The sequence below is a fragment of the Bradyrhizobium sp. Mp27 genome, assembly GCF_029953005.1.
Lineage (GTDB): Bacteria > Pseudomonadota > Alphaproteobacteria > Rhizobiales > Xanthobacteraceae > Bradyrhizobium > Bradyrhizobium barranii.
On record NZ_JASAUS010000369.1, the window covers coordinates 1 to 2,948 of the forward strand.

Below are 2,948 nucleotides of genomic sequence, written 5' to 3' on the forward strand. Positions count from 1 at the left end.
TCACTTTTGATGCAGTTTGGGGGATGCGTGGCGCTTTGATTGGAGGAGAATCAACGCCATGCAGCAAGCACTCCACCGCTCCAGTCTGGTGCCGCGTGGGTTTGTTGTAGAGAGTGCGTACTACGAAGGTGATAAGGCCGTGATTGAGATCCGGGCGTCCGGAAGCGTCGGTCTGTGTCCCTTGTGCGGAACAGTTTCTCGGCGTGTCCATAGCCGGTATCGGCGACGCGTGACTGACCTCCCGCTTTCGGGGCGGATCGTACAGCTCCTGGTGGTCGCCCGCCGCTTCCGCTGCGACGCCGTCCTGTGCGGGCGCCAAATCTTTACTGAGCGCTTCGACGAAGGGGTGCCGGCTCCATCAGCGCGACGCACGGCGAGGCTGGACTCCATTGTCCATCACCTCGGTCTGGCTCTTGGCGGACGACCGGCGGCAGGCTTCGCAAAACGGCTGATGCTGCCGGTGAGCAAGGATACGCTCCTTCGCGTGGTTCGACGCCGTAGCCGTCCGCCGGCTGACCCGCTCAGGATTATCGGCATTGATGATTGGGCCTGGCGGCGCAATCACCGATACGCCAGCATCATCTGCAACCTGGAAAGGCGCCGGGTGGTCACCCTGCTGCCGGACCGTGAGCCCTCGACCGCCCAAGCCTGGCTCGCCGCCCATCCCACGATCGCGATCGTCGCCCGCGACCGCGGCGGAGGATATGGCGAAGCCGCAGCAAAGGCCCTGCCGCACGCGGTACAGGTCGCAGATCGTTGGCATTTGATGGAGAACGCCAGCCGGGCCTACCTCGATGCCGTCCGAAAATCGATGCGCCAGATCCGCAGCGCAATCGGAGCAACTACGATCAATCCCGAGCTGCTAACAGCTGCGGAGCGTCTCCAATATGAGGGCTATCTCCGGCGCGAGGAGGCTAACGCGACCATCTTGAGCCTGTCGAAAGGTGGGACGCCGATCAAGCAGATAGTGCGCCAGACGGGCCACAGCAGGGGGCTGGTGCGACAGGTGATCCGCGGCGAACGCCATGATGTCTTCCGGACCCGGGAGAGCTCTCTCGATCAGCACCTGCCATGGCTCGACGACCAATGGGCAGCCGGTTGCCGAAACGGCGCTGAACTTTGGCGCCGCTTACGGGCGCGCGGTTTCCGAGGCTCCCTTCGTGTTGTCGGCGAGTGGACGACTCGTAGACGGCGGGCCGAAAAGACTGATGTCGAAACCCTTCATCGGATTCCATCGGCCAGAACGATCGCTCGTCTCATGACCGTCGGACGGGATACGCTATCGAAGGCAGAGACGGTGACCGTCGCTGCGGTAGAAGCTGGCGTGCCACCCCTGGTCGAGGCACGCGAGATCATCGCCGAATTCCACCTGATGATCCGACGCAAGACCGAGGCGGGCCTCGTCCCATGGATCGAGCGCGCTCGCGCCAGTCTTGTTGCATCGTTCGCCCGCGGCGTAACGAACGATGAAGCGGCGGTTCGGGCGGCGATCACCTCGCCCTGGTCCAACGGACAGACTGAGGGGCAGATCACGCGCCTCAAGCTCGTCAGACGCCAAATGTTCGGCCGTGGCAAAATCGATCTGCTTCAAGCCAGACTAATCGGCGCAGAATAAACCCAGCTGCACCAAAACTGCGTCAGAGCCAATTTTGCAGACGATGACGTAATTGCGGTCGGCGCCCGCGGCTCAAAAAGGTCCGCTATCTTCAAGCCTTCCCGCAATCTCACGAATCGGAGGGGGCCATGAAGCAATATGTTGGGCTGGATGTCTCGCAAAAAGAAACGTCGGTATGTGTGGTCGACGAAGTGGGTCAGATCTTGTTCGAAGGAAAGGCAAAGTCCGCCCCCGGGGCGCTCGCGGCATTGCTTCGCAAGCGGGCGCCACAAGCGGAGCGCATCGGATTTGAGACCGGGGCGATGGCGAGCTGGCTATGGCATGAACTTCGTAGGGTCGATCTCCTAGTGGTTTGCATCGACGCGCGGCATGCCCACGCGGCTTTGTCCGTACGCATGAACAAGAGCGATCAGAATGATGCTCGAGGTCTGGCCGAACTGGTGCGGGTTGGTTGGTATCGAGAAGTCAAGGTCAAGAGCGAGGAAAGTCAGAAGATCCGCGCGATACTCGTCGCGAGATCCCGGCTCGTGTCCATGCGCCGAGACATCGAGAACCAGGTCCGGAGCTTGATCAAAGAATACGGCTTGCTGTTCCCGCGCGCAATCGGCCAGCAGTTCCGCAACCTGGTCAGCGAGCTATTGGGCGATAATCATCCACTCCTTAGCGTGATCTCGCCGCTCCTGTTGATCCATGAGCATATCTGTCAGCAGCAGAACAAGTCCGACGACGAAGTTCGCCAGTTGGCGAAGGCGGACGAGACGACGCGCCGCCTAATGACCGTTCCCGGTGTCGGCGTGGTGACCGCCTTGACTTTCCGCCATACGATCGATGACCCATTGTCGGCGTTGACAGTCGGCGCCTACCTCGGCCTTACACCTCGGCGCAACCAATCTGGCGAAACTGACATCAACGGCAAGATATCTCGATGGGGCGACCGGCTTCTCCGAACCTACTTGTTTGAGGCCGCCACCGTACTTCTCTATCGGACAAAGAAGTGGTCTTCCCTCAAGGCCTGGGGCATGAAGCTCGCCAAGCGGATCGGTATGAGGAAGGCAAAGGTCGCTGTCGCCCGAAAGATCGCAGTCATCCTTCACTGCATCATGGCACATCCTTCGACTGGGGGCAGCCGCAGCCAGTCTGATATTTGCTCGCAAGTTCCTGGTCCGGTCTGCCGGACTGGCGATGTCCCGCTGGGACGGTGTTGAGGCGACCTCGTTCATTCGGCTGGTGGCGGCTCGACCGTACTCCGCTGCAAACGTTGAGGCGTCCGACCCGGACATCATCATGAGGCGCTGCGCGACCTCGGAAAGGACCGTGACCCCAGTGAAGACAT

Annotated in this window: 1 protein-coding gene and 1 pseudogene; both read left to right on the top strand. The window is 61.1% G+C overall.

Translation table 11 applies throughout. The features are described 5' to 3' along the window. Positions 1–58 precede the first annotated feature (58 nt). On the top strand, positions 59–1,615 hold the full coding sequence (locus tag QJT78_RS49845; protein WP_038945647.1) for an ISL3 family transposase: 1,557 nt from the start codon (positions 59–61) through the stop codon (positions 1,613–1,615). Positions 1,616–1,743: 128 nt separating this feature from the next. After that, a pseudogene (locus QJT78_RS49850) lies at positions 1,744–2,756 on the top strand (IS110 family transposase). Positions 2,757–2,948 lie beyond the last annotated feature (192 nt).

Bases quoted from the DNA above. Each gene is read 5' to 3' on its own strand.
- QJT78_RS49845 (WP_038945647.1), top strand. From the start codon at position 59: ATGCAGCAAGCACTCCACCGCTCCAGTCTGGTGCCGCGTGGGTTTGTT.